Source organism: Streptomyces huiliensis (genome assembly GCF_020037025.1).
In the GTDB taxonomy this organism is placed as follows: domain Bacteria; phylum Actinomycetota; class Actinomycetes; order Streptomycetales; family Streptomycetaceae; genus Streptomyces; species Streptomyces huiliensis.
In genome coordinates this window covers 1-1,730 of the sequence record NZ_JAIQLH010000505.1, presented here as the reverse complement: position 1 = coordinate 1,730, position 1,730 = coordinate 1, and the positions used below count along the sequence as shown (strand labels likewise).

Annotated in this window: 2 protein-coding genes; one reads left to right on the top strand and one right to left on the bottom strand. The window is 71.0% G+C overall.

From position 1 onward, the window contains the following. A partial coding sequence (locus JNW98_RS35510) for a molybdopterin-dependent oxidoreductase (RefSeq protein ID WP_223772381.1) occupies positions 1 to 1,178 on the bottom strand: 1,178 nt, incomplete at its 3' end. A gap of 129 nt (positions 1,179 to 1,307) precedes the next feature. On the opposite strand from JNW98_RS35510, the gene JNW98_RS35505 reads away from it, so the two are divergent. Next, a partial coding sequence (locus tag JNW98_RS35505) for a 5'-3' exonuclease (RefSeq protein ID WP_443732511.1) occupies positions 1,308 to 1,730 on the top strand: 423 nt, incomplete at its 3' end.

Here is a 1,730-nt window from a genome sequence, read left to right as displayed (position 1 = left end):
GCGCCGCGCAGCAGCAGGAGGTTGACGACCTCCTTGATGGTGACGACGGCGTGCTTGTGCTGGGTGAGGCCCATGGCCCAGCAGACGACGGTGCGCTCGGAGTCGAGGACCATGCGCAGGGCCGCCAGGATCTCCTCCCGCGTCAGGCCGGTGGCCCGCAGGGTCTCGTCCCAGTCGGCGGTGCGGGCGAGGGCGGCGAACTCCTCGTACCCGTGGGTGTGCTCGCGGACGAAGCCCTCGTCGACGGCGCCCTCGGTCTCCAGGACCAGCCGGTTGAGGAGGCGGAAGAGGGCCTGGTCGCCGCCGAGCCGGATCTTGAGGAAGAGGTCGGTGAGGGGGGTGCCGGAGCCGGCGAGGCCGCGGGCGTTCTGTGGGTTCTTGAACCGTTCGAGGCCCGCCTCGGGCAGCGGGTTGACGGTCATGATCTTCGTGCCGCCGCGCTTGGCCTTCTCCAGGGCGGAGAGCATCCGGGGATGGTTGGTGCCCGGGTTCTGCCCGGCGACGATGATCAGGTCGGCCTTGTAGAGGTCCTCCAGCAGGACGCTGCCCTTGCCGACGCCGAGGGTGTCGGTGAGGGCGGAGCCGGAGGACTCGTGGCACATGTTCGAGCAGTCGGGCAGGTTGTTGGTGCCGAACTCGCGGGCGAACAGCTGGTAGAGGAACGCGGCCTCGTTGCTGGTGCGTCCCGAGGTGTAGAAGACGGCCTCGTCGGGCGACTCCAGGGCGCGCAGTTCGTCGGCGATGATGCCGAAGGCCCGCTCCCAGCTCACCGGCTCGTAGTGGTCCGCCCCCTCCGCGAGGTACATGGGGCGGGTGAGGCGGCCCTGCTGGCCGAGCCAGTAGCCGCTGCGGCCGGCGAGGTCCGCGACCGGGTGGGCGGCGAAGAAAGCGGGGGTGATGCGGCGGAGCGTCGCCTCCTCGGCGACGGCCTTGGCGCCGTTCTCGCAGAACTCCGCGGTGTGCCGCTTCTCCGGCTCGGGCCAGGCGCAGCCCGGGCAGTCGAAGCCGTCCTTCTGGTTGACCCTGAGCAGGGTGAGCGCGGTGCGCCGGACGCCCATCTGCCGCTGGGCGGCGCGCAGCGAGTGCCCGACGGCGGCGAGGCCCGCCGCGGCGTGCTGTGGCGCGGTGACCTCGGGAGCGTCCTGGACGGGGTCGCCGGTCGGTGGTTTGCCTGCCATGTCGTCCCCCTGAGCGGTGAGGCGGTTCGCGTGGAGTGCTGCCGGTGACGATCCTGTCACGGGGGTCCGACAACCGGGGCGGCGGCGGTGTGGCGGGGATTGTCAGTGGGTCGTGGCAGGATCGGGGGCGTGGCAGCAAAGGCATCGAAATCACCGTCCGACGCGACCGAACCGACCGGCCCCGGGGCCGTGGGGGGAGGTGAGGGAGGCCGTCCCCGCCTGCTCCTGATGGACGGGCACTCCATGGCCTACCGGGCGTTCTTCGCGCTGCCCGCGGAGAACTTCACGACCTCCGACGGTCAGCCGACGAACGCGGTGTACGGCTTCGCGTCGATGCTCGCGAACACCCTGCGTGACGAGAGCCCCACGCACTTCGCGGTGGCGTTCGACGTGTCGCGCAAGACCTGGCGTTCCGAGGAGTACGCGGAGTACAAGGCGACCCGTTCCAAGACCCCGGACGAGTTCAAGGGGCAGGTGGAGCTGATCGGCGAGCTGCTGGACCACATGCGGGTGCCGCGCTTCGCCGTCGACGGGTACGAGGCCGACGACGTG